The sequence below is a fragment of the Halanaerobium sp. genome, from assembly GCF_003070835.1.
The window spans coordinates 1-6,175 of the sequence record NZ_QBLR01000201.1; the positions used below are offsets into that span (position 1 = coordinate 1).

Below are 6,175 nucleotides of genomic sequence, written 5' to 3' on the forward strand. Positions count from 1 at the left end.
ATATGAAAATAAAACTACAGCAGCCATCATAAATCTTAAAAATAACAGTGAATAAACACTAACTCCTCCCGCATAAGCAAAAACAGCCAGAACCGGTGTTATTCCAAAACCAGCTGCAGAAAATAATGCAAAAATTGCTCCTTTATAATACGGATCCATTAATTACCACTCCTGTAAATTGTATTTATCTTCTATTTCAAAAAACTCCCTGATATTCCTTTTTAACCAAGGCTGATTTCACGAAATCGATCATAGTTATAAAATCAAAGACTGGAAGTGAAAGTGACTGGTGAACTGATTTAGCATATGGAGGCAGCATACTGCACTCTAGTAAAACAGCCCCAATCTCAGGATTTTCTTCGATCATCTTTTCACTCACTTCTAAAACTTCTTTTTCAATTTTTTCAGTATCCAAAGAACCTTCTTCTAGAACTCCGAATTTATAGAAATTTTCTTTGTTTTCCATTCCCCGAATTACAACTCTCTCGCGATCAATATTAACAGAATCTAAAAAACTGTCGTCATCTAAACTATCAGATTTTGCACTAATGATTCCAACTTTTTTATCTCTAGCAATTATTGAAGAAATAAATGGTGCTTGTAAGAGGCTTGACAAAAAGACTGGTATATCTACCGCTTCAGCAACCTCTTTCTGAAAGAGAGCAAAAAATCCACAATCAGCAGTTATCGCTCTTACACCTGACTTTTCTAAATCTTTAGCAGCTTCAATTATAATCTCTAAGGCTGTTTGATCTTTATTAAATAATCTATCAAAGGTAAGTCCTTCAACTAATTTATATCTAACTGGATAATCATAGGTGCTTGCATTTCCAACATCTCCAGGTATAAAAGGCGCTTTAAAATCTAAAAGTAAAATCCCAATAACTTCACCATAATTGTCTTGAGCTCTATTTGCATGATATATCATTTTTAAATCCTCCTTAAATATTTTAAGTTTAGTGATTTTAAATTAAATAGTCATTCCTGCTCCTTGATCAGCTGATTTACACATTTGAGCATAAATATGCATCATACCCTGTTTAACCTTTGCTTCAGGCTGCTGCCATTTTTCTCTTCTTGCAGCTAATTCTTTTTCACTAAGCTTAATATCTAAAGTTGAATTCTTGATATCAACAGAAATTATGTCTCCATCCTTGACCAGAGCAAGTGGACCTCCAGCATAAGCTTCTGGTGTAACATGACCAATGATTGGGCCGTGATTGAAACCAGAAAATCTGCCATCAGTTATCAACCCAACACTTTCATCCAGACCGTAGGCGACTAAAGCATCTGTACTCAACATAATTTCTTTCATTCCCGGAGCTCCTTTTGGTCCTTCATAGCGAATTACCATCACATCTCCTGGTTCGATTTTACCTTCCTTAATTGCTTTAACTCCTTCTTGATCACGATTAAAAACTTTAGCTGGTCCAGTGAACTTTTTCATGCTTTCTGGCACCGAAGATGATCTGACAATGGCACTATTAGGAGCCAGATTACCTCTTAAAATTTTTAAACCACCATCACCATTAATCGGATTATCTAAAGGTCTGATTACTTCTGGATTCATGTTTTTAGCTTCAGCAATAATTTCTCCAATAGTTTGGCCGGTTATAGTAGAAACATCTAAATCTAAATATGATTCTAATTCTTTTAATAGTGCAGGTACACCTCCTGCTTTATGGAAATCTACAACTGAATAATTACCAGATGGTTTAACTCCACAGATACAAGGAAGTTGATTTCCAAACTCTGCAAAATCATCCATTGTTAATTCTACTTTGGCCTCTCTTGCTAGAGCTAATAGGTGCAGAATTACATTTGTCGATCCACCCATAGCGATATTTGTTTTGACAGCATTTAAGAAAATTTCTCTATTTAAGATATCACTGGGTTTTAAATCTTCCTCTACCATAGAAACAATCCTTTTCCCTGCCAATCTGGCCGCTCTTTTTTTGTCAGCATATACTGCCGGGATAGTAGCTGTTCCTGGTAAATTAAGTCCTAATACCTCTGTCATAATCTGCATGCTGTTAGCTGTACCCATTGTCGAACAGGCTCCAGGACACATACAGGCTATGTTTTCAATGTCTCTGACTTTCTGGCTGTCAGCATCTTTGCCCATTGTCATCACACCTACATCAGATGGCAGAACTTCTTCCCCCTGATATTCTCCGGTCAGCATTGAGCCTCCAGTAATAATTATCGAAGGTACATCAACTCTAATCGCCCCTAACATCACACCAGGAATAATATTATCACAGCTGGCCAGTAAAATTAATCCGTCAAATTGATGGACAGTTGATACATATTCTACCCCCATCGCTACTACATCTCTTCCGGCCAACTCATATTTCAATTCTTCTTCTCCTACAATCATATCCCCACAGGTTGAAGGAGCTCCAAACTCTACCGGGACCCCACCTGCAGCCCAAACTCCCTGTTTAATACTATCTGCAATTCCATTTAAATGGGCATGTCCTGGTGCACCTTCATTATATGTATTTACAATTCCAATATGGGGTTTCTTTTTAATATCAGCATCATCAAAACCACAGCCTTTAAGCATTGCTCTTCTCATAATCGCATCTGTTCCAACAAATTTATTATTCATCTTTTTATTCCTCCAGTATTTTTTAAATAGATTTTGCTACTTCGTAAGCATCCCAAATCGAATACATAATATTTGCAACTTTTTTAGAGTCACCAATTAAATTGACTTTAAGATCCATATCTTTAACCTGCTGGTATAATTCTTTATTCTCCTTATAGCCGGCAGCAATTATAATTGTATCTGCTTCGATCTTTTCTCTTCTAAAGTTTTTAGAAATTACGCTTACAGTATTCTTATCTATTTTTAAAATACTGCTTCCTGTTTTAACATCTATCTGATGAAAATCCACCAAGTCTTTTAACATATCTGAATTGGCATGGGAAACAAAAACAGAATCCAATAACTCATCCATCATTTCAACAATTGTCAGCTTTTTCCCTTTTTCTGCTAACCAGACTGCAGTTTCCACTCCAACTAAGCCTCCACCTAAAATGACTACCTTTTCTCCAATTTGGTCTTCATTCATCAGTGCTCTGCAGGCAGTTATTACATTTTCCTGTTCGACTCCAGCAATTGGTGGGATATTTGCTTTAGCTCCAGCAGCTATTATAACCTCATCTGGAGACAATTCTTCTATTAATTTCTGATCTACTTCCTGCTCTAAGTTAATATTAACTTCAAGTTCAGCTAACTCATTTTTATACCACTCAATAAGCTTTCTTTCGTCCTTTTTAAATTCGGGTACTGAAGCTTCTATTAAATGGCCGCCTAGGTAACTATTTTTTTCATAAAGCTTAACCTTATGACCTCTAAGCGCACTAACCCTGGCAGCTTCCATAGCTGCTATTCCACCACCAACTATCATTATCTCCTTTTCTTTCAAGGCAGGATCGATGCTGTATTCAACCTCTCGTCCACAGGCTGGATTCACTGCACATGATATTTTCTTTCCACTTTCTAATCTCCCCATACAGCCATCATGACAGGCTAAGCAGGGCCTAATTTTATCTAAATTTTGATATCTAACTTTATTGGGCCAATCTGGATCAGCTAATAATCCGCGACCAATTAAAGCCATATCAACCTGTCTTTCTCCAACCGCCTGAGCTGCCAGTTCTGGATCATCTAATCTGCCGGCAGTTAAAATTGGAACATCAACTACCTCTTTTAATCTCTGAACATAGGGTAAATAAAGGCCGTGGTCCATATATGTTGGTGGATGAGCCCAGTATAAAGCTTCATATGAACCTAAATCTGCATTAAGGGCATCATATCCTGCCTCTTCAAGCATGGCAGCTATTTTGAGACCTTCCTCCAGAGTTCTTCCCTTTTCCTGATAATCTTCATTAGGTAAACCACCCTGATGAACTTCTTTGATACAGCTTTTCACACCATACCTTAAAATAACAGGATAATCATTTCCTAACTCTTTCTTAATCCCCTCAACAATCTCAGTTGCTACTCGAAGTCTATTCTCTAAATTTCCGCCATATTTGTCTGTCCGATTATTAAATAGTGATAAGGCAAACTGATCAATTAAATAACCTTCGTGCATTGCATGCACTTCTACCCCATCAAAACCGATATCTTCTGCTAAAACTGCAGCATCTATCATTTTTTGAATCATAAATTCTACTTCTTCAGTTTTTAATTCCCGACAGGTAATCTCAGGCTGGCTGAAGTGAGCCACAGCAGAAGGAGCAACCGGGTGGCTGTCCACTAAATCTAAAAATAGTGACCTGCCAAATCCCATAGTCAGCTGCAGAAATATTTTCGATCCATGAGCCTGAACTCTCTCTACCATTTCACTGGCTGTTAATTTAAAGGCAGTTGGGTTTGTTGAAATATTTTGAAAAATCCCGGTATGTGTCTGTTCAATAGTATTTTCAACTTCCACACCACCTGTGATAATTAAACCAGCTCCCCCTTTTGCTCTTTCGACATAATAGTCAATTGCCCTCTGATCAAAGGCATTATCAGCATTGATTAAGCCTGATGCAGCCATAGGTGCCATACCTATTCTGTTTTTGATCTCCAAATTAGCAATTTTTAACGGTTCAAATAAACTAGAATATTTTTTATCCATTTTTTGACCTCCTAAATTAAGAATTCCACTATTATATATTGCAATATTTGTGCCGTTCCTTATCTGGCGGGCATCTTAATCAAAAATGGAGTTTATTTATATAAATATTCAATTTTTTCTATCAATTTTAAGTAATATTATTCTTCTCTACTGTCCAAAAACTTGACAGCTGTCAAGTTATCTAGGATCTAATTCAGGGGAGTTTAAGCTCATATTTCTTCAGTTTATTGTAAAGTGACTGTCGAGAAATAGATAGCTTTTCTGCTGTCTGGCTTATATTATTCCCTGTTTCCTTTAAGGCAGCTGTTATTAAATGTTTTTCTAGTTCTTTGGTATTTTCTTTTAAAGATAAGTTATTTACTGCTTTAAACTCTAAATTTTTATAATCTTTTGCTGAGCCTGTCTTTTCTAAAATGTATTTAGGAATATCTTCTGGCCTTATTTTGCTGTCATCAACACTATTAATAAAGGCTCCTTCTATACAGTTTTTAAACTCTCTCACATTACCGGGCCAGCTGTATTTAAGAAATATTTTTTCAACTTTAGTATCTATACCTTCTATATTTTTAGAAAATTTGTTGTTAAAATCATTTATAAAATGATCAGCCAAAACTTTAATATCATCTTTTCTTTCTCTCAATGGTGGGATTTCGACATTGACTACACTCATTCGATAAAATAAATCTTCTCGGATTTTTTTTGTATTTAATAAATCATCCATCTTTTCATTTGTTGAAGCAATAATTCTAACATCAGTCTTATATTCTTTTCTGCCTCCAATTCTGCGGACCCTGCCATTTTCTATAACCCGCAAAAGTTTAGCCTGCAGTGAAAGCGGCATCGAATTAATTTCATCGAGAAATATAGTCCCTCCATTCGCTAATTCAAATAATCCTTTTTTCTCTTCTGAACCGGTAAAGCTCCCCTTTGTTGTACCAAAAAATAAACTTTCCATTAAATTTTCTGGTATAGCCGCACAGTTTTGAGATATAAATGGTTTAGAAGCTCTTTTACTTGCATTATGAATAGAATGCACAAACAACTCCTTGCCGGTTCCTGTTTCTCCATAAATCAAAATGTTTGAATCATATTTAGCAGCTTTTTTAAGCTGGGCAATGATTCTCATTATCTCTGCATTTCTGGTAATAATATCAGAGAACTGATATTTAGAACCCAAATTGTGTTCATGTTTGCTTTTAGATTCAGCTTCAGCTGTACTGACTATACTGTTAATATCATAGGATAAAAAAACCACTCCTAAAATCCCTTCTTCATTCTTTAAAGGGAAAGCCGTATTAATTGAGTTAACCTCTGTCCCATCATCTAACTGCATAACCTGGGGCTGATTAACTACTGCCTCTCCAGTTTTCAAAACTTTTAAAGCGGTACTTGTTTCCCAATCAAGCCAGGGATACACCTCCAAAAATGGTTTGCCCTCTACTTCCTCAGTTCCCAGCTTATTATGAATATCATTATAATTATTGTAATAAAGAATTCTGGCATTCTTATCTATAATGCAGATAACATCAGTTTCT

Annotated in this window: 4 protein-coding genes; all 4 read right to left on the bottom strand. The window is 36.0% G+C overall.

Going from position 1 to position 6,175, the window contains the following annotated elements:
* Positions 1 to 196 precede the first annotated feature (196 nt).
* A complete protein-coding gene (locus CI949_RS15250; RefSeq protein ID WP_290767830.1) occupies positions 197 to 928 on the bottom strand; it encodes an aspartate/glutamate racemase family protein in 732 nt (243 codons plus the stop codon).
* 42 nt (positions 929 to 970) lie between these two features.
* Positions 971 to 2,614 (bottom strand): dihydroxy-acid dehydratase, encoded by a 1,644-nt coding sequence (gene ilvD, locus CI949_RS15255; RefSeq protein WP_290767833.1) that lies wholly within the window; start codon positions 2,612 to 2,614, stop codon positions 971 to 973.
* Between the two features lie 22 nt (positions 2,615 to 2,636).
* Entirely contained in the window at positions 2,637 to 4,640 is a 2,004-nt protein-coding gene (locus tag CI949_RS15260) for an FAD-dependent oxidoreductase (protein WP_290767835.1), read from the bottom strand.
* A gap of 193 nt (positions 4,641 to 4,833) precedes the next feature.
* Positions 4,834 to 6,175: sigma-54-dependent Fis family transcriptional regulator (locus CI949_RS15265; protein ID WP_290767837.1), on the bottom strand; the 1,342-nt coding region annotated here is incomplete at its 5' end.